A 17980-nucleotide genomic window follows, 5' to 3' on the forward strand; every position below is an offset into this window, starting at 1 on the left:
CCGTGTCCGCGACCCCTCATCGTCACGGACACGGGCCGGGCTCGAGGCCCGACCGCCGAGCGGTCAGCGGATGGTGTAGCCCCCGTCGACGACGAGGTCGGCACCGTTGACCATGTCGGCGGCGTCGGAAGCGAGGAACACGGCGACGGCGGCGACCTCCCCCGGGTGCGCGAAGCGCCCGGTCGGGATGAGGGCCTTGTGGGCCTCGCCCTTCTCGCCCGCCCACGCCTTCTTGCCGAGCTCGGTGAGGACGACCGTGGGGCTGATCGAGTTGACGACGACCCCGCGCCCGGCCCACTCCGAGGCCAGGACCTTCGTCAGTCCGATGACCCCGAACTTCGAGGCGCAGTAGGCCGCGTGGTCGGTGAGCGCCACGCTGCCGGCCTGCGACGCGAGGTTGACGATCTTGCCGCGGCCCCGGGCGAGCATGTGCCGCCCGGCCGCCCTGCTGACGAGGAAGGTGCCTTTGAGATTGACGGCCATCGTCGTGTCCCAGGCCGAGACCGAGAGCTCCTCCGCGGGCGCGAGGATGGCGACGCCGGCGCTGTTGACGAGGACGTCGACGCGTCCGTGGTGGGCGACGACCTCCTCCACGGCGGCGGCCACGGAGTCCTCGTCGGCGACGTCGCAGTGGTGACCCGTGTGCTCCGGGCCCAGCGCCGCGGCCCGCTCGAGCGCCCCCGGCCCGTCGAGGTCGACGACGGCGACGACGGCGCCCTTGTGCGCGAACGCCTGTGCGACGGCCAGCCCGATGCCCGACGCGCCACCGGTGACGATCGCGACCTTCCCCGCGAGGGAGAAGTCGAGGTCGACCTCCGGTCCCTCGTCGGTGGCGGTGGAGGGGGCGGGCGTGGTCGTCATCGGGGTCCTTCGTCGTCAGGGGTGGGTCCGCTGCCGTCGTAGCCGGACAGGACGGCGACCTTCTCGGCGCTCGCGGAGGTGGTGTCGAACTCGTAGCCGAGCCACTCGCGCGCGAGCCGACGGGCCAGCTCGAGCCCGACGACCCGCTGCCCGAAGCACAGGACCTGGGCGTCGTTGCTCAGCACGGAGCGCTCGACGGAGAAGCTGTCGTGGGCCGTGACCGCACGCACGCCCGGCACCTTGTTCGCGCTGATGGCGACGCCGAGACCGGTGCCGCACACGAGCAGTGCCCGGTCGACCCGGCCGTCGGCGACGAGGCGCGCGGCCTCGACCCCGACGTGGGGGTACGCGGTGTGCTCGTCGGCGCCGACGCCGACGTCGAGGACCTCGACGACCCGGGGGTCGGCCTCGAGGTCGCGCTTGAGCGCCTCCTTGTACTCGAACCCGGCGTCGTCGGACCCGACGACGACCCGCAGCGCCGCGGTCACGACGCTGCTCCTGGGGCACCGTCGCCGGCGAGGACGCCCGCGACCGCGTGCGCGACGAGGGCGAGGGACGTCGCCCCGGCGTCGGGGGTCCCGACGCTGCGGTCCGCGAGCGGGCGGGCCCGTCCGATGCGCGGGCGCAGGTCCGAGGTGGCCTGGGCGGCAGTCGTCGCCGCGTCGGCTGCTCGCGACCAGGCCTGTGCGAGAGGCGAACCCGCTGCGACCTCGGCGTCGAGCACGAGGAGGAACGGGAGGAGGGCGTCGACCATCGTCTTGTCGCCCGGCTCGGCGCCGCCGAGTGTCATGAGGGCGTCGGACCCGGCCCGGACCGCGGCGACGACGTCGGCGCCCCCGAGCGACTCGGCGTCATCGGGCAGCGGCGGTCCGGCGGCGGAGAGGAACGCGCCCCACAGGACGCCGGAGGTCCCGCCGGCCCGGGACGCCCACTGACGGCCGGCGGCCGTGAGCACCGACGCGGCCCCCGACCCGGAGTCCGCGGCGGACCGGGCGGCCGCGGCCGCCGCCGCGACCCCCTTGACCATGCCCCGGCCGTGGTCGCCGTCGCCGGCGACGGCGTCGATCCGCCCGAGCTCGTCCTCGGCCCCGCGCAGGGCATGCTCCATGGCCGCGAGGGCGTCGGCCACGAGCAGCCCGGCGACGCGCGAGGCGTCGGTGGTCGCGACGGTCGGCAGGTCGGTCGGCGTGGTGACGAGTGACCTCGTCGGGTGGGCCACCGTGGCCAACCCGGCCACCCGGTCCGCCCGGTCCGCCCCCGCGAGCGTCGCGAGCGCGCCCTTGCGGAAGGCCGGGGTGTCGGCCGGGGCCCGCCAGAGGCGCTCGAGGTCGTCGTCGAGGTACACGAGGGTCAGCGACACCCCCGCCATGTCGAGGCTCGTCACGAGCTCGCCGACCTCGGGGTCGACGACGGTGTAGCCACGCTCGCGCAGCAGCCGGGCGACCGTGCGCCAGACGACGAACAGCTCCTCGTACTTCGTCGACCCCAGGCCGTTGAGGATCGCGCCGACCCGTCTCGTGGACGCGGCCGGCTCCTCGGCCAGCACCCGGTCGAGGAGCAGCTCGGCGAGGACGGCCGCCGTGGGCAGCGCGTCCTCGGAGATGCCGGGCTCACCGTGGATCCCGAGCCCGACCCCCATGAGCCCGTCGGGGACGTGGAAGAGGGCGTCATCGGCCCCGGGCATCGTGCACCCGTCGAGACCGACGCCCATGGTGCGGGTCCGGTCGTTCGCATGGCGAGCCAGCGCCTCGACCGTGTCGAGGTCGAGGCCCTCCTCGGCCGCCGCCCCGGCGACCTTGAACACCACGAAGTCCCCGGCGATCCCGCGCCTCCTCCTCGCCTCGTCCACGGGAGCGCTCGCGACGTCGTCGGTGACGTAGAGCGTCCGGGTGTCGACCCCCTCGGCGACGAGGCGGTCGCGGGCGAGGTCGAAGTTCATGACGTCGCCCGCGTAGTTGCCGGTGACGAAGAGGACCCCGCCGCCGCCGTCGGCGGCGCGGGCGACGCCGTACGCGTCGTCGGTGGAGGGCGAGGTGAAGATGTTGCCCACGACGGCCCCGTCGGCGAACCCGGCGCCCACGACCCCGCAGAAGGCCGGGTAGTGGCCGGATCCACCACCGACGACGACCGCGACCTTGCCCGCGCGGGTGCCGGTGGCCCGGACCACGCCGCCGGGGGCGGCGACGGCGTACCGGGCATGGGCGTCGAGGAAGCCCTCGAGCATGTCGTCGGTGAACGTCGCGGGGTCGTCGAAGAGCTTGGTCACGAGAGCGCGGTCCTCGGGTCGCCGGGTGGGTCCTGGCGGTCCGCGCCCGGCGAGGGGTCGACGTCACCGCACTGTTTCTAACATCGCAGATGTGATAGTTATCGTCAAGAACTTGATTTGTAACAGTGGCGATGCGGCCCGCTAGGGTCCACCCACGGATCGAGCTCGCCCCGCGTCGCCGGTCCGCCCGACGACGAGGTGCACGAGGGAGCCATGGCGAGGCCGAGACACGGCGAGGACCCCCTCGCCACCGACCCCGACGCGACGATGAGCCGCGCCGAGCGGCTCCACGCCATCAGCGAGGCCGTCATCACCGCGGGCTCGGTGCGCATCGAGGACCTGCCCGAGTCCTTCGGCGTCTCCCTCATGACCATCCACCGCGACCTCGACCACCTGGCCGCGCAGGGGCTGCTGCGCAAGACCCGCGGGCTCGTCACCGCCCTCGGCAGCAGCCTCGCCGAGTCGAGCACCGAGTACCGGGCCCGGCTCAACACGACGGCCAAGCGGACCCTCGCCCGGGCCGCCGTCGAGCTCGTCGAGCCCGGGCAGGTCCTCATCCTCGACGACTCGACCACCGGGCTGCACCTGGCCGACCTGCTCCCCGAGCGACAGCCGCTCACCGTCATGACGAACTTCCAGCCGATGCTCGACGCCCTCGTCGGCAACCCCGACCTCAACCTCATCAGCCTCGGCGGCCAGTACTACCCCTGGTGCCGGGCCTACATGGGGTCGCTCACCGTCGACGCCCTGGCGAACGTGCGCGCCGACCTCCTCATCATGTCGACGTCGGCGATCACCGACGACGTGTGCTTCCACCAGCACCACGACACCGTCCTCGTCAAACGAGCGATGTTCACCGCAGCCCGGCGCCGGGTGCTCTACGTCGACCACAGCAAGTTCGAGCAGCGGGCCCTGCACGCCCTGCTCCCCCTGCGCGAGTTCGACACCGTCATCGTCGACGCCGACACCCCGGCGGAGCACCTCGAGCGGCTCGAGGGGCAGGGCATCGAGCTCGTCGTCGCCGCCCGCGACTGAGGGAGACCGGGCCGGCCCGCGCACGCCCGGAGCCCCGGACGACGAAGGACCGGACACCGCGGTGTCCGGTCCTTCGAGCGGGTGGTGGAGCTGAGGGGATTCGAACCCCTGGCCTTCTCATTGCGAACGAGACGCGCTACCAACTGCGCCACAGCCCCGAGTGCGGGAGCAACGATAACACCAGCGCGAGGGCTCCTCGAAACCGGCTCGACCGCACCGGACCCGGGTCCGCGAGGGCCGTGCCGGGCGGCCTCGGCGGCACGGATCGTCGGTACCAGCGCCTACGATCGCGGCATGCCCTTCCGCCTGCCTCGCCCCTCCACGAGGGGCTCCGGCCCGTCGGACCTCCCGACCTCGCTGCCCGTCCCCGGCGTCCCCACCCCGGCGTCGGCGAACCCCCGCACCCCGGTCGAGTGGTCGGTCCCGCGCGGCGTGCGGACGGCGAGCGAGTGGGCCTGGCGCGGGATCGTCGTCGCGGCCGGGGTGCTCGCGGTCCTCTGGCTCACCGCGATCCTCTCCGAGGTCGTCATCCCCCTCATCGTCGCGCTGCTCCTGGCCGCGCTGCTCCACCCGGTCCACCACTGGCTGGCCCGCTTCGTGCCGCGCGGGCTCGCGGCCGGCATCACGGTCATCGGCACCCTCGCGGTCGTCAGCGGGATGCTCTCGTTCGTCGGCTCGCAGCTGACGAGCCAGCTCGACGACATCACGACCAAGGTCACCGAGGGCATCGAGCAGGTCCGCCGGTGGGCCAACGCGACCTTCGGCCTCACCGACACCCAGATCCAGGAGTACCTCGACCAGGCCCGCGAGGCGCTCAGCTCGGGCAACCTCAACGACACCCTCGCGTCGGCCGGGCTCACGGCGACCCACATCGTCGCCGGCTTCTTCCTCGCCCTGTTCTCCCTCTTCTTCTTCCTCTACGACGGGCCGAGCATCTGGGGGTGGGTCGTGCGCCTGTTCCCGAGGGGCGCCCGCGAGAAGGTGCACTCCTCGGGCCTCATCGCCTGGGACCAGCTCGGGGCCTTCACCCGGGCCACGATCGCCGTCGCCGCGGTCGACGCCACGGGTATCGGCCTCGGCGCCGCCATCCTCGGCGTCCCGTTCGCCTCGGGCATCGCCCTGCTCGTCTTCTTCGGTGCCTTCGTCCCGGTCGTCGGTGCCGCCGTCTCGGGCGGCGTCGCCGTGCTCCTCGCCCTCGTGACCCTCGGCCCGATCCAGGCGCTCATCATGCTCGGCGTCGTCATCGGCGTGCAGCAGCTCGAGAGCCACGTCCTCCAGCCCTTCCTCATCGGCCGGGTCATGCGCATCCACCCGCTGGCCGTCATCCTCGCCATCGCGACCGGCATCATCCTCGCCGGCATCCTCGGCGGCCTCATCGCCGTGCCGACCGTCGCCGTCCTCAACGCCGTCGGCCACCACCTCCTCGACGGGCCCGAGTCGGCCGACGACGTCCCCCCGGGTGGGGCCCGCACCGCCGAGGAGACGATGAGCGCGCAAGAGGCCGAGCGCGCCGAGGAGGCCGCCGAGGACGTCGAGGAGCGCACCGAGGCCGCCGCCGAGCGCGACCGCCCCGAGACGACCTGACTCGCACCGCAGACCGGCCGACCGGCGACCGGTCGTGCGCGCCGCGCCCGCTGGAGGCGGCGTCCCCGAGACGCGGGACGCCGCCTCCAGCGGTGCAGGGGGGTGCCGGAGGCGGCGTCTTCCGCGACAGGGGCGGGTCTCAGGCGCCGGCGACTCGGCGCTGCTCGTAGGCGGTGTCGTCCTCCACCTCGCGCACCACGGGTGCGGGGTCGGGGGTGACGGCGGCCGGGGGCACCTCGGGGCGCTCGGCCTTCGCCTTCATCGTGTAGGTCGGGCGGGGGACGGGGACCGGGTCCCACGTCAGCGGGATGTCGTCGTCGACCTCGATGGGAACCATGACGTCGGGTCCGACGGCGACCGGATCGGCGGCCACCGACGTCGTGGGCACGGGCTCGGCGACGGCCGCGACGACCTCGTCGAAGGTCTGCGCGGCCACCCGCCCGGACGGGGCGGCGACGACGGCCTCGGCGGTCGCGAGGGTCTCGGCGGCGGTGGCGACCTCGGTCGTGCCGCCGGCGACGGCCGGCCGCACCACGCGGCCCTGCGAGGCCGAAGGAGCCGGTCGGGAGGCGGTCCGGGCCACGGGTGACGCACCGGCGGGCGCGGTGGCGCGCAGCCGCTCGAGCTCGCGGGCCCGGCGACGCTGCGCCCGGACGAGCGCGCCCTCGAGGCGGACCCCCGACCGGACGAACGCGATGGCGGCGACGACCCCGAGCACGGCAGGGGCGAGTGCCCACGGCGGCAGCAGCGAGAGGCCGACGAGGGCGCCGATGGCGACGAGCCCGACGAGGGCGGCGAGGAAGAGCAGTCCGCGGACGCGTCGGCTCGGGCGGACCCGGGGACGCGCGAGGGGGGTCGGTGCCCGACGGGCGGCAGCCCGCTCGAGCGGCACCGGACGCTCGGAGCGCTCGGCGTGCGACGGGCGGTCGACGCGCTCGGTCACCGTGCCCGGGGCCGGCGGCTCGGCGGCGACCGCGCGCTTGACGATGACCTGCGGTCGGGCGGACCGCGCCGGGTGCACGGCATAGGACCGCGGCGTCGGCTCGGAGAGGTCGGTGGTCGGCAGGGCCTCGCGGCGCTCGAGGACGCGCATCGCCGAGGAGAACTGCTCGACCGAGCGGGCGGTGGCGACGTGGTCGCGGCGACGCACCCAGTACTGCACGAAATAGGCAGCCCAGACCCCCAGGAGGACCAGGAAGATCAGACTCGACGGGGACTGCACGCTCCGACCGTAGGGGCGCTCACCCGTGTGGTCCCGGATCCCCCTCGGTGTGTCGCGCAAGTGACTGCTGTGACGAGTGGTTCGACGAGCCCGTCGGCGCCTCGAGCAGCCGCGAGAGCCGGTCGAGCAGCGTCTCGCCGGCGAGGTCCTCGACCGTGAGGGCGAAGGACAGGTGGTCGCGCCACGACCCGGCGATGTGGAGGTAGTGCGGGCGCAGGCCCTCGGCGCGGAAGCCGAGCTTGCGCACCACCGCCAGGCTCGCGGTGTTCTCCGGTCGGATGTTGACCTCGATGCGGTGCAGCCCGATCGTCGACAGGAGGTGGTCGCCCGCGACGGCCAGGGCCGTCGGCGTCACGAGCTGGCCCGCGACGCTGCGGCTGACCCAGTACCCGGCGAAGCAGGACCGGAACGACCCCAGGACGATCGAGCCCATCGACATCTGCCCCACGAGCCGTCCGTCGACCTCGATGACGAGCGGGAGCGAGCGCCCGAGGCGGCCGTCGGCCTCGTACTGGGCGACGAGGTCATCGAAGGTCCGCGCCGGGGCGTCGGGGTCGGGCGAGGTCGCGTCCCACGGCTCGAGCCACGCGGCGTTGGCGCGCCGGATGGACTGGAAGGTCGGACCGTCCTCGAGGACGAGCGGCCGCAGGGAGATGTCGATCCCGGTTGGGGTCCGTCCCTCGAGCCGGACCGGCCACTGCCACGCCGGCTCGGGGCCGGAGAACGGGCCGGCGTCGGGCCCGTGGTCACCGCCGACCCGACGGCGCAGCCGGTCCCACATCAGTGGTCACCGCCGTGGGCCTGGCTGAGGGCGTGCGGGAGGACCTCGGCGAGGACGGCGAGCGCGTCGCGCACGCCACCCGTCGACCCCGGGAGGTTGACGACGAGGGTCCGGCCGGCGAGGCCCGCGAGCCCGCGCGAGAGCGCCGCCGTCGGCACCCCGGCCGCGATGCCGCGCGCCCGGATCGCCTCGGCGAGGCCGGGGACCTCGCGGTCGAGGAGGGGACGGGTCGCCTCGGGCGTGCCGTCGGTGGGGGTCAGCCCGGTCCCGCCGGTCGTGAGCAGGAGGTCGGGAGCCGTCGCGAGCGCGGCGGCGAGGGCCTCGGCCACGGGCGGCCCGTCCGGCACGACGGTCGCGTCGGGGACGGTGGCACCCCAGCCGCGCAGGGCCTCCACGAGGAGCGCGCCGCCCCGGTCGGGGTACACCCCGGTGGCGGCGCGGGTCGAGGCCGTGACGACGACGGCGGTCCGCCCGGCCAGGGGGGCGTCGGTCGCGGTCACGGCGCCTCCTCCCAGTCGCCGGAGCGTCCGCCGGACTTCGCCGTGACCCGGATGTCGGTGATCCGGGCGTGCTTGTCGACGGCCTTGACCATGTCGACGAGGGCGAGGGCGGCGACGGAGACCGCGGTGAGCGCCTCCATCTCGATGCCCGTGCGGTCGGCGGTGCGCACGACGGCCCGGATGTCGACGCCGTCGTCGGCGACCTCGAGGTCGACCTCGACGGCGTGGACGGCGACCGGGTGCGCGAGCGGGACGAGCTCGGGCGTGCGCTTGGCGGCCTGGATGCCGGCGATGCGGGCCACGCCGAGGGCGTCGCCCTTGGGGACGACGCCGTCGCGCAGGGCCGCGACGGCCGCGGGCGAGAGGAGGACCCGGCCGGCCGCGGCGGCCCGCCGGGCGGTGACGTCCTTGCCGGACACGTCGACCATGTGCGCGGTGCCGTCGGCGCGCACGTGGGTGAGCCCGGGCGGGCGGGCGGGGTCAGAGGCCACGGTCGCGGTCCTTCCCCAGCAGCGGCAGGCAGCGCAGCCGGTCGCCGGGCTCGACGCGCGTGACGTCGGCCGGCACGAGGGCGAGGGCGGTGGCTCCGGCCAGGGCCCCGAGGACGTGCGACCCCTGTCCGCCGGAGGGGCGCACCCGTCCGGCCTGCTCCACGACCCGGGTCAGCTCGACCTTCCCCGGCGCGGCGGCCCACGCGGTGTCGGCGACGGCCTCGAAGGCGCCGTCGGCGTCGGGGTCGAGGCCGGCGAGGCGGCGCAGGGCGGGCAGGACGAAGACGTGGAAGGAGGCGAACGAGCTGACCGGGTTGCCGGGCAGGGTGACGGCCGGGGTCCGCGACGGGCCCACGACCCCGCAGCCCTGCGGCATCCCGGGCCGCATCGCGACCTTGACGAACTCGACCCCGCCGTCCTCGAGGAGGACCTCCTTGACCGTGTCGTAGACGCCCATCGAGACCCCCCCGCTCGTGACGACGAGGTCGGGGGCGCCCGGCAGGTCGGCGAGCAGCGCCCGCACGGCCGGGGCGTCGTCGGCGACGTGGACCGACGCGGCCACCACGGCACCGGCGGCCTCGACGAGCGCGGCGAGCATGAGGCGGTTGGAGTCGACGATCTGCCCGTGCTCGAGGGCCGACCCGGCGGCGACGAGCTCGTCACCGGTGGAGGCGACGAGGACGCGGGGCCGCCGGTGGACGACGACCTCGCCGACGTTGACCGCCGCGGCGAGCGCGATGTGCCCCGGGCCGAGCCGGGTGCCGGCGGGGAGGACGACGTCGCCGGTGCGCACGTCCTCGCCCCTCCGGCGCAGCGATCGCCCGGGCTCGGGCGCGAGGTGGATCGCGGCCTTCTCGGCGCCGCCGTCGGTCAGCTCGACAGGCACGACGGCGTCGGCCCCCTCCGGCACCGGGGCGCCGGTCATGATCCGCAGCGCCCACCCGGGCTCGAGGACGTGGCGGGTGGTGTCGCCGGCGGCGACGTCGCCCTGGACGGGAAGGACCACCGGGGTCTGCCTGCTCGCGCCGGTGAGGTCGGCGGCGCGCACGGCGTAGCCGTCCATGGCGGAGTTGTCGAAGCCGGGGAGGTCGACGGCGGCGGTGACCGGCTCGGCGAGGACGAGGCCGAGGGCGTCGCCCACCGGGACCGCCGTGGCCGGGAGGGGTGCGACGAGGGCGAGGACGGCCGCGCGGTGCTCGTCGAGCGTCCGCATCACACCTCGCCCTCGAGGCGGGCGCCGTCGGGGATGGTCCGCTCGCCGCCGGTGACCCGGACGTCGCCGAGGCACACGACGTCGGCGCCGAAGGTGGCGTCGGCCTCGACCCGAAGGCTCGTGCAGTCGCGGATCGAGGGCACCCCGCGGGGGAAGCGGGCCTCGAAGCCCTCGACGAGCCTGTACGCGCCCCCGAGGTCGACGAACGGCTCGGGGTGCTCGATCGTCGACTCGACGTGCGACTCGTCGGTGAGCCGGTAGAGGTCCGAGCGCAGGAGCAGCAGCTCGTTGGTCGTCTTCACGGGCCGGAAGCGGGTGCGGTCGACGGCGAGGGCTCGCGACCCCTCGAACACCTCGACGGCGGCCCCCATGGCGGACTCCACCTGGATGACGGGCGTGGAGTCCGGGCGCGTGGGGTCGACCGTCTTGCGGTTGACGATGATCGGCAGCCCCAGCACGCCGTCGCGCTCCTCGAGCCGGGCGGCGAGCGCGTCGAGGTCGACCCAGAGGTTGTTCGCGTGGAACCACGGGTGGCGGTCGGTGTCCTGGAAGAAGTGGTCCTCGCCCTCGGCGACCATCGCGCTGTCGCGCAGCACGAGCCGGCCGTCGGACCGGCGGTGCGCCAGGTGCCCGCCCTTGCGGTCGTTGACCGTGCGCTCGCACACCTCGGTGACGTACGGGATCCCCTCGGCGGCCATCCACGCGGGCACCGCGCCGTCGCACGTGGCACCGAGGTTGTCGGCGTTGGAGAGGAAGGCGTAGCGGAAACCCCTCTCCCGCAACGTGTCCAGCAGACCGGTGGTCTGCAGCGCCACGTAGACGTCACCGTGGCCCGGCGGGCACCACTCGAGCTCGGGGTCGTCGGGCCACTCCACCGGCGACAGGTCGTCGGTGCGCAGCTTGGGCTCGCGGTTCTGGACGAAGTCGAGCGGGAGCCCGTCGACGGCGAGGTCGGCGTACCCGGCGAGGAGGGCGAGGGACTCGTCGCGGGTGCGGAACGAGTTCATGAGCAGCAGCGGCGTCGACGTCCCGTGCCGCTCGCGCAGCGCGAGCACCTGGCGGGCGATGACGTCGAGGAAGGTGAGCCCGTCGCGGACGACGAGGGCCGACTTCGGGCCGCGGATGCCCATGCTCGTCCCGAGTCCCCCGTTGAGCTTGACGACGACGGTACGGCCCAGCGCCTTCGCCACCGCCGCGTCGTCGGGGCGGACGTCGTCGAGGTGCGGCACCTCGGTGAGCGGGTCGATGGAGTCCTCGGGGATCGTCCCGGCGACGTGCTCCTGGAGCTGCTCGTGGTACGCCGCGAACACCCTGACGGCGAGCTCGGGGACCCCGGCGTCCCGCATCTTCTCCGTCGCGGCCCGCAGCCCGTCGGTGGTCATGGCGCCCACCCTACGATGCAGGGGTGGCGCGTGATCCGGTGAAGTCCGCCCGTCGGTCCGACCGGCGGGCGCTGCGGCGCGAGATCGCCGCGGTGCGCGACGTCGGCGCCGACGACACGGCCCTGACGGGTCACGTCCTCGCCCTCCTCGACGAGCTCGCCCTGGGGCCAGGGGCCGTCGTCACGTCGTACGCCTCGATCCCCGGGGAACCCCCGACCCGTGGGCTCAACGCGGCGCTGGCCGCGCGCGGGGTGACGGTGCTCCTGCCGATCACGCTCCCGGACCTCGACCTCGACTGGCACGACGCCGACGACGCGGGGCAGGCCCCCCTGGGTCGCTCGGCGGTCGACCGCGCCGACCTCGTCCTCGCCCCGGGGCTCGCGGTCGACCGCACCGGGACCCGGATGGGCCAGGGCGGGGGGTGCTACGACCGCGCCCTCCCCCGGCGACGTCCGGGGACGCCGGTCGTCGTCCTCCTGCATCCCGGGGAGCTGCTCGACGGGGCCGAGAAGCCGCTCCCCCGCGCCGCGCACGACCAGCCCGTCGACGCGGTCGTCACCGCCGACGGCCTCGTCGACCTCGGGCTCAGCCCGTGGCGGGGGCCGTCTCGGGCCTGAGCGTCAGGACGTCGGGGTCGGTGTCGCGGACCGCGGCCTCAGTGAACGGCCACGGGCGCTGGATGCCGGCGACCCAGTCCCCGACCTGGTCGGAGTAGTGGTCGGACGCGGGGTGGCCGCTCGTCCCGGTCTGGTTGACCCACGACGAGCCGTCGAGGTTCGCGAGGTCGACCACCATCCGCATCGAGGGCGCCGCGGTGACCGAGTAGCCCTGGCTGGTGTCCCACGCGTTGGCGTTGACGACGGCCGAGCCGCCGGGCAGGTCGTAGGGCCCGTCGTTGACGAGCCACCGGACGGGACCGGGAACGGTCTCGCCGCCGAGGACCCGGTGCTCGAGGGTGACCCGGTGCAGCTTGCCCCACTGCCACTTCGACGGGTCCTTCCCGAGCTCGGTCGTCAGCTCGAGGCGCGCGGCGACGAGGGCCTGGCGCAGGATCTCGTTCTTGCCCTCGGTGATGTTCGGGGTCAGCTTGTTGTCCCACCAGGCGCTCTTGTCGTCCTCGAGGAGCGCCTTGACCGCCGTGCGGTAGCGGCCACCACCCTCGGCCTTGAGGCCACTGGGGAGCTCGTCGTCGAAGAGCAGCTCGATGAGGTTGCGCCACACCGCGTTGTAGTACGCGGCCGCGGCGCCGGCCTCGGCGTCGCCCGAGGGCGTCGACCCGTCCCAGCCGCGGAGCAGCTCGCGCGCCTCGCGGGTGAACTCGAGGAGCCCCTCGGCGTCGGGCTCGTTCTCGGTGCTCGTCAGGGACACGTCGAGCAGGGCGGGGACGAGGATCTCGGCGAACGCGTCCTGGGAGTCGAGCTGGATGGCCGCCATGTCGGCCGGACCGACCTTGTCGAGGTCGGCGAGGCGCTCGGCGATGCGCGAGGCCCGCCAGCCGTGGTCCCAGTCGGTGGTGAGGAAGGGGCGGGGTCCGGCGGTGACCGGCTGGTTGGCCGTGACGACGACGCCGTCGGCGGGGTCGAACGACCACGGGAGGTCGCCGAACTCGACGAACCCCTCCCAGTCGTACCGGGAGTCCCACCCGGGCGAGGGCCAGTAGCCCGCCGGCGCCCGCGGGATCGAGGAGCGCCGGATCGGCACCAGGCCGGGGGCCTGGTAGCCGATGTGCCCCTCGCGGTCGGCGTAGACCAGGTTCTGGGCGGGAACCGCGAAGAGGCGGGCGGCCTCGCGGAACTCGTCGAAGTCCGTCGCGAGGTTGAGGTCGAGGATGGCGTCGGCGGTCCGGCTCGGCTCGAGCGCCGTCCACGCCAGGGCGACGGCGTAGCTCTCGTTCTCGTCGCCCTCCTGCTGGGTGGGGGCGCGCGTGCCCGCGTCGCCGGCCGCCTCGAGGACGTCGGACATCACGGGGCCGTGGGTCGTGGAGCGCACGAGGATCCGCTGGTCGGCGCCGCCGCGGATGCGGATCGTCTCCTCGCGGGTCGTGACGGCCTCCCACTGGCCGTCGCGCAGGTAGGTGTCGCCCACGATCCGCTCGAGGTAGAAGTCGGTGACGTCGGGCCCGAGGTTGGTGAAGCCCCAGGCGATCCGGCCGTTGTGCCCGATGATGACGCCCGGCACGCCCGCGAAGGAGAAGCCGCTCACGTCGAGGGGGCAGGACGAGGAGACCGTGCGGCAGTGCAGGCTGTTCTGGATCCAGATCCCCGGCTGCCCGACGCCGAGGTGCGGGTCGTTGGCCAGGAGCGGCTTGCCCGTCGTCGTCCGCTCACCGGAGACGACCCAGGAGTTCGAGCCGAGGCCCTCTCCACGGCCGAGCAGCTGAGGCACGGCGTCGAGCGCCGCCTGGACCGACGCGTACGCCGAGGTCGCGCCGGGCGAGGTGACCCGCTCGTCCGCGGGAGCCGTCGAGGCCGCACCGGCGTGGGTGCCCGCCGTGGTGAGCGCCGACGGCACGGCGGAACGGGTGACGCCGGCGTCGCTCGGCGGCGACCACTCGTCGGGCGAGAGGATCGGCGGGTGGGCCTCGGCGTCGTAGGGCGGGTAGAGCTGGGTGATCTGCGCCGGTGACAGGCGCCCCGACAGCCGCGCCCGGGCGAGCTCGTCGGCGTAGTTGCCGCGCAGGTCCCAGGCCATCGCCTTGAGCCAGGCCAGGCTGTCGAGCGGCGTCCACTCCTCGACCTCGGCGTCGGGGAGCTGGAGCCCGAGGACGGCGTACTCGACGGCCATCTCGTCGGGGGCCCGGCCGCGCAGGTAGGTGTTGACGCCGTCGGCGTAGGCCTGCAGGACCTGGCGGGTCTGCGGGTCGAGCTTGGGGAGCTCGGCCTCGGCGACGCGGCGCCACCCCATGGTGCGGATGACCTTGTCGGCGTCGAGCCCCGCCGCCCCGACGAGCTCGGCGAGGCGCCCGGCGGTGACGTGGCGCCGGAAGTCCATCTCGAAGAAGCGCTCCTGCGCGTGGACGTAGCCCTGGGCGCGCGCGAGGTCGGTGAGGCTGTCGCCGTACAGGTGCGGGATGCCGCTCTGGTCGCGCATCACCGTGACGTCACCGGCCAGTCCGGGCAGCGTCGCCTCCCCCGAGGTCCGCGGCAACGGCTCGCGCACGGCCGAGACGACGACGAACCCCGCGACGAGCGCGCCGACGACGAGCAGCGCGAGCAGTCCCAAAAGGACCCGACGGACGACGGCGACTCGACTCACCCTGCGAGACTAGGTCACCGACGAACGACGACACGAGGACGGGCCGTGCGACAGACCGTGATGCTGCCGTGGGCGGACGGGGGTGCCGCCACGGGGTTCTCGGTCGACGACCTCACCCCCGTCCTCCTCCTCGGCAGCCTCGTGCTCGTCCTCGCCGTCGCCGCGGTGCGCCTGTCGGTCCGCTCCGGCCTGCCCACGCTGCTCATCTACCTGGGGATCGGCCTCGTCCTCGGGGAGTCGGGTTTCGGCATCCGCTACGACTCCGAGCAGCTGACCCAGGTCCTCGGCTACACCGCGCTCGTCGTCATCCTCGTCGAGGGCGGCCTCACGACCCGCTGGTCGAGCATCAAGCCGTCCGTCGCCCCGGCCGCCCTCCTCGCCACCGTGGGCGTCGGCGTGTCGGTCCTCGTCGTCGGCGTCACCGCCCGGCTCGTCCTCCACTGGTCGTGGGAGATCGCCTTCCTCGTCGCCGCCGTGCTCGCCTCCACCGACGCCGCCGCCGTCTTCTCCGTGCTGCGCCGGGTCCCCCTGCCGCGCAACATCTCCGGGATGCTCGAGGCGGAGTCGGGCTTCAACGACGCTCCCGTCGTCCTCCTCGTCACCGCCCTCGCCGCGGCGCTGGCGCCGCAGGCCGAGGGCCACCCGTGGTGGTGGGTCGTCGGGCTCTCCGTCATCGAGCTCGTCGGCGGCACGGCCGTCGGACTCGCGGTCGGGTGGCTCGGGGCGCGGGTGCTGCGCGCCGTGGCCTCGGCGTCGTCCGCCCTGTTCGCCATCGGGGTCATCGCCGTCGCCGTGCTCGCCTACGCCGCCGCCGACGCCCTCCACCTGTCGGGCTTCATCGCCTGCTACCTCGCCGCGCTCCTCCTCGGGAACCTGCGCCTGCCCCACCGTCCCGCCGTCGTCGGCTTCGCGACGGCGATGGGCTGGATCGCCCAGATCGGCCTGTTCGTCCTGCTCGGGCTGCTCGCCTCCCCGTCGAACTTCCCCTCGGTGGTCGTGCCGGCGCTCGTCATCGGGACCGCCCTGCTCGTCCTCGGGCGCCCGCTGTCGGTCATCGCCTCGTGCGCCCCGTTCCGGATGTCGTGGCGCGTGCAGGCCTTCCTGTCGTGGGCCGGGCTGCGCGGTGCGGTCCCCGTCGTCCTCGCGACCGTGCCGGTGACGATGGGTGCGCAGGGGGTCACCTGGATCTTCGACCTCGTCTTCGTCCTCGTCGTCGTCTTCACCTTCATCCAGGCCCCGACCCTCCCGTGGGTCGCCCGGCGCCTGGGGCTCGTCTCGGTCCACCGCCAGGTGTCCCTGGCCGTCGAGGCGACACCCCTCGAGGAGCTGGGCGCCGAGCTCCTCGAGGTCGACATCGGGCCCGGTTCGCGGATCGCCGGCGTGCGCGTCTTCGAGCTGCGCCTGCCCGGCGGCGCCAACATCTCGCTCGTCGTGCGCGACGGCAGGTCGTTCGTCCCCCGCGAGGGAGACGTCCTGCGCACCGGCGACCAGCTCCTCGTCGTCGCCCCGAGCTCCCTGCGCGCCACGGTGGAGCGGCGGCTGCGCGAGGTCAGCCGGGGAGGCCGGCTCGCCGGCTGGGGCTCGGGCCCGGGACCCGGCTGAGGCCGCCCGCGGACCCGGCCGGGACGTCCCGCCCGCCGGTCCCGGGAAGGGTCCGGGCCCGTCCTCGCTTATCCTTGTCACGACGCCGCCGCGAACCACGGCCCCACGACTTCCCGGTCGGGCCCCGCGGAGGCACTCCCGCAGCAGCTCCCAGGAGGACAGCCGTGCCGACGTACGCCTACGCGTGCACCGAGTGCGACCACCGTTTCGAGGTCGTCCAGTCGTTCAGCGACGACTCCCTCACCGTGTGCCCCGAGTGCGAGGGTCGCCTGCGCAAGCTCTTCAACGCCGTCGGCATCGTCTTCAAGGGCGGCGGCTTCTACCGCACCGACAGCCGCTCCGGGGCCGCGGTGCCCAGCGGCTCGTCGGGGTCGTCGGGCTCGGGGTCGGGCTCCTCCGACGGCGGGTCGTCCACGGGCTCGTCGGGGTCCTCGTCGTCCGGTGAGGGCTCGTCGACGTCGTCGGGCTCGAGTGGGTCGTCCGGCTCGAACGGGTCGTCCGGGTCGACCGGGTCCTCGGGGTCGTCCACAGGCCCCGCGCCCGCCGCGGCGTCGTCCACACGCTCGGCCTGACCCCGCGTCATCGGCGCCGTGGCGCCTAGCGTCGCGGCATGGCCGCACGTCCACGCCCCCTTCCCGCCCTCCTGGGCCGGGGGCGGCGTGCCCGGTGGTGGCGCACGGTCGTGCGGCGCGGCATCGCCACGGCCCTCGCGGCGGCGAGCGTCCTCCTCGTGCTCCACGAGCTGCGGCCGCCCCCGCCGGCCGAGGTGCCCGTCCTCCTCGCCGCCCGCGAGCTGCCCGCGGGCCGGGTCCTCGCCGTCCACGACCTCGTCCGGGCGCGTGCGCCCGCCCGGGGCGCCCCACCCGGCGCCGTCGTCGATCCCGGTGACGCCGTCGGTCGTCGCCTCGTCGCCGGCCTCGCGCCGGGTGAGGCCCTCACCCGCACCCGCCTCGTCCCTCGCGGACCCGCCGACGGGCTGCCCGCCCGGCGTGTCGCGGTCCACGTCGTCGCCGCCGACCCGGCGTCGGTCGACCTCCTTCGTCCGGGGGCCCTGGCGCGGGTGTACCCGGCGGCCGGAGGACGCGCGCTGGCGTCCGGTGCGCTCGTCCTCGCCACCGATCCCCCGGCATCGGCCGAGGTCAGCGCCGCCACCGTTCCCGTCCGTGGCGTCGTGCTGGCGCTGACCGCCGAGGAGGCCGACGCCGTCGTCGGTGGCCACGGGGGCCTCGAGGGCCCGGTCACCGTGGGGATCGTCGCGGTGGGCTCGTGACGGCACGGCGCAGGGCGCGGTGCGACGGCAGGCCCTAGGCTGACCAGCGGGGACGGTTCCGTCTCGCACCGTGGCCGTCAGATCCACCGAACCGAAGGAGCACGCCCATGAAGGGCTTCAAAGATTTCGTCCTGCGAGGCAACCTCGTCGAGCTCGCTGTCGCATTCATCATCGGCGCGGCGTTCGCCACCGTCGTCAAGGGCTTCACCGACGTCGTCATCGAGGCCATCGCCAAGGCCGGCGGGGCACCGAGCTTCGACGACTGGAAGCCGGGCGGCTTCGTCACCGTCGGGCCGTTCCTGTCCGCGCTCGTCGCCTTCCTCATCACGGCCGCGATCGTCTACTTCTTCATCGTCAAGCCCTACGAGGCGGCCAAGGCCCGCTTCTTCCCGGCCGAGCCCGAGGCCGACACGGTCGACCCGAACACCGAGCTGCTCACCGAGATCCGCGACGCCCTGCGGGCCCCGCGCGCCTGAGCCACCGCACCCCACGAGGGCCCGTACCGGTCTCCGGTGCGG

General features: G+C 74.6%; 17 protein-coding genes and 1 tRNA gene. 7 read left to right on the forward strand and 11 right to left on the reverse strand.

The window, feature by feature from the left end:
• Window positions 1-63 precede the first annotated feature (63 nt).
• Genes ACFWN3_RS06560 through ACFWN3_RS06570 form a run of 3 tightly spaced genes read right to left on the reverse strand, consistent with a single transcriptional unit; the run spans window position 64 to window position 3127 of the window.
• Window positions 64-861 (reverse strand): GolD/DthD family dehydrogenase, encoded by a 798-nt coding sequence (locus ACFWN3_RS06560; RefSeq protein WP_377644565.1) that lies wholly within the window; start codon window positions 859-861, stop codon window positions 64-66.
• A complete protein-coding gene (locus ACFWN3_RS06565; protein ID WP_377644566.1) occupies window positions 858-1349 on the reverse strand; it encodes a ribose-5-phosphate isomerase in 492 nt (163 codons plus the stop codon). The genes ACFWN3_RS06560 and ACFWN3_RS06565 overlap by 4 nt, the downstream gene beginning before the upstream one ends.
• On the reverse strand, window positions 1346-3127 hold the full coding sequence (locus tag ACFWN3_RS06570; RefSeq protein ID WP_377644567.1) for a dihydroxyacetone kinase family protein: 1782 nt from the start codon (window positions 3125-3127) through the stop codon (window positions 1346-1348). Before ACFWN3_RS06570 ends, ACFWN3_RS06565 begins: the two co-directional genes overlap by 4 nt.
• 213 nt (window positions 3128-3340) lie before the next feature.
• Here ACFWN3_RS06570 and ACFWN3_RS06575 point away from each other — a divergent pair, with 213 nt between their 5' ends.
• On the forward strand, window positions 3341-4162 hold the full coding sequence (locus ACFWN3_RS06575) for a DeoR/GlpR family DNA-binding transcription regulator (RefSeq protein ID WP_377644568.1): 822 nt from the start codon (window positions 3341-3343) through the stop codon (window positions 4160-4162).
• 82 nt (window positions 4163-4244) lie between these two features.
• On the opposite strand, the gene ACFWN3_RS06580 is transcribed toward ACFWN3_RS06575, so the two are convergent.
• Window positions 4245-4320, reverse strand: a tRNA-Ala gene (locus tag ACFWN3_RS06580).
• A 136-nt stretch (window positions 4321-4456) separates the two neighbouring features.
• Here ACFWN3_RS06580 and ACFWN3_RS06585 point away from each other — a divergent pair.
• The gene (locus ACFWN3_RS06585) at window positions 4457-5746 is read left to right on the forward strand and encodes an AI-2E family transporter (protein ID WP_377644570.1); all 1290 of its coding nucleotides are present in this window, start codon (window positions 4457-4459) and stop codon (window positions 5744-5746) included.
• 139 nt (window positions 5747-5885) lie between these two features.
• On the opposite strand, the gene ACFWN3_RS06590 is transcribed toward ACFWN3_RS06585, so the two are convergent.
• The 6 genes from ACFWN3_RS06590 to ACFWN3_RS06615 are packed head-to-tail and all read right to left on the reverse strand — an operon-like array spanning window position 5886 to window position 11335.
• Window positions 5886-6968 (reverse strand): hypothetical protein, encoded by a 1083-nt coding sequence (locus ACFWN3_RS06590; RefSeq protein ID WP_377644571.1) that lies wholly within the window; start codon window positions 6966-6968, stop codon window positions 5886-5888.
• Window positions 6969-6987: 19 nt separating this feature from the next.
• Window positions 6988-7749: a GNAT family N-acetyltransferase gene (locus ACFWN3_RS06595; protein WP_377644573.1), complete on the reverse strand. Its 762-nt coding sequence runs from the start codon at window positions 7747-7749 to the stop codon at window positions 6988-6990.
• Window positions 7749-8249, reverse strand: coding sequence for a molybdenum cofactor biosynthesis protein B (locus ACFWN3_RS06600; protein WP_377644574.1), 501 nt, complete (start codon window positions 8247-8249; stop codon window positions 7749-7751). Before ACFWN3_RS06600 ends, ACFWN3_RS06595 begins: the two co-directional genes overlap by 1 nt.
• Window positions 8246-8677: a cyclic pyranopterin monophosphate synthase MoaC gene (moaC, locus tag ACFWN3_RS06605; protein WP_377645545.1), complete on the reverse strand. Its 432-nt coding sequence runs from the start codon at window positions 8675-8677 to the stop codon at window positions 8246-8248. The genes ACFWN3_RS06600 and moaC overlap by 4 nt, the downstream gene beginning before the upstream one ends.
• A gap of 52 nt (window positions 8678-8729) precedes the next feature.
• Window positions 8730-9953 (reverse strand): gephyrin-like molybdotransferase Glp, encoded by a 1224-nt coding sequence (gene glp / locus ACFWN3_RS06610; RefSeq protein ID WP_377644576.1) that lies wholly within the window; start codon window positions 9951-9953, stop codon window positions 8730-8732.
• On the reverse strand, window positions 9953-11335 hold the full coding sequence (locus ACFWN3_RS06615; RefSeq protein ID WP_377644578.1) for a UTP--glucose-1-phosphate uridylyltransferase: 1383 nt from the start codon (window positions 11333-11335) through the stop codon (window positions 9953-9955). The genes glp and ACFWN3_RS06615 overlap by 1 nt, the downstream gene beginning before the upstream one ends.
• Window positions 11336-11358: 23 nt before the next feature.
• On the opposite strand from ACFWN3_RS06615, the gene ACFWN3_RS06620 reads away from it, so the two are divergent.
• Window positions 11359-11952, forward strand: a complete 594-nt coding sequence (locus tag ACFWN3_RS06620) for a 5-formyltetrahydrofolate cyclo-ligase (RefSeq protein WP_377644580.1) — start codon at window positions 11359-11361, stop codon at window positions 11950-11952.
• Here ACFWN3_RS06620 and ACFWN3_RS06625 read toward each other — a convergent pair.
• Window positions 11921-14590, reverse strand: coding sequence for a penicillin acylase family protein (locus ACFWN3_RS06625; protein WP_377644582.1), 2670 nt, complete (start codon window positions 14588-14590; stop codon window positions 11921-11923). The genes ACFWN3_RS06620 and ACFWN3_RS06625 overlap by 32 nt on opposite strands.
• 45 nt (window positions 14591-14635) lie before the next feature.
• Here ACFWN3_RS06625 and ACFWN3_RS06630 point away from each other — a divergent pair, with 45 nt between their 5' ends.
• The 4 genes from ACFWN3_RS06630 to ACFWN3_RS06645 all read left to right on the forward strand — a co-directional run bounded on the left by ACFWN3_RS06630 (window position 14636) and on the right by ACFWN3_RS06645 (window position 17938).
• Window positions 14636-16192, forward strand: a complete 1557-nt coding sequence (locus ACFWN3_RS06630) for a potassium/proton antiporter (RefSeq protein WP_377644584.1) — start codon at window positions 14636-14638, stop codon at window positions 16190-16192.
• A 164-nt stretch (window positions 16193-16356) separates the two neighbouring features.
• Window positions 16357-16764 (forward strand): FmdB family zinc ribbon protein, encoded by a 408-nt coding sequence (locus ACFWN3_RS06635; protein WP_377644585.1) that lies wholly within the window; start codon window positions 16357-16359, stop codon window positions 16762-16764.
• Window positions 16765-16802: 38 nt separating this feature from the next.
• Window positions 16803-17462 (forward strand): SAF domain-containing protein, encoded by a 660-nt coding sequence (locus tag ACFWN3_RS06640; RefSeq protein ID WP_377644587.1) that lies wholly within the window; start codon window positions 16803-16805, stop codon window positions 17460-17462.
• A 107-nt stretch (window positions 17463-17569) separates the two neighbouring features.
• Window positions 17570-17938: an MscL family protein gene (locus tag ACFWN3_RS06645; protein ID WP_377644588.1), complete on the forward strand. Its 369-nt coding sequence runs from the start codon at window positions 17570-17572 to the stop codon at window positions 17936-17938.
• The last annotated feature ends 42 nt before the right edge of the window (window positions 17939-17980 follow it).

Origin of the sequence: Oryzobacter terrae (assembly GCF_042756445.1) — a bacterium.
GTDB classification, from domain to species: Bacteria; Actinomycetota; Actinomycetes; order Actinomycetales; family Dermatophilaceae; genus Oryzobacter; species Oryzobacter terrae.

Excerpts from the sequence above, each read along its gene's own strand:
- ACFWN3_RS06560 (WP_377644565.1), bottom strand. The coding sequence starts at position 861 with ATGACGACCACGCCCGCCCCCTCCACCGCCACCGACGAGGGACCGGAG.
- ACFWN3_RS06575 (WP_377644568.1), top strand. The coding sequence starts at position 3,341 with ATGGCGAGGCCGAGACACGGCGAGGACCCCCTCGCCACCGACCCCGAC.
- ACFWN3_RS06585 (WP_377644570.1), top strand. The coding sequence starts at position 4,457 with ATGCCCTTCCGCCTGCCTCGCCCCTCCACGAGGGGCTCCGGCCCGTCG.
- ACFWN3_RS06595 (WP_377644573.1), bottom strand. The coding sequence starts at position 7,749 with ATGTGGGACCGGCTGCGCCGTCGGGTCGGCGGTGACCACGGGCCCGAC.
- moaC (WP_377645545.1), bottom strand. The coding sequence starts at position 8,677 with ATGGTCGACGTGTCCGGCAAGGACGTCACCGCCCGGCGGGCCGCCGCG.
- glp (WP_377644576.1), bottom strand. The coding sequence starts at position 9,953 with ATGCGGACGCTCGACGAGCACCGCGCGGCCGTCCTCGCCCTCGTCGCA.
- ACFWN3_RS06615 (WP_377644578.1), bottom strand. The coding sequence starts at position 11,335 with ATGACCACCGACGGGCTGCGGGCCGCGACGGAGAAGATGCGGGACGCC.
- ACFWN3_RS06640 (WP_377644587.1), top strand. The coding sequence starts at position 16,803 with ATGGCCGCACGTCCACGCCCCCTTCCCGCCCTCCTGGGCCGGGGGCGG.
- ACFWN3_RS06645 (WP_377644588.1), top strand. The coding sequence starts at position 17,570 with ATGAAGGGCTTCAAAGATTTCGTCCTGCGAGGCAACCTCGTCGAGCTC.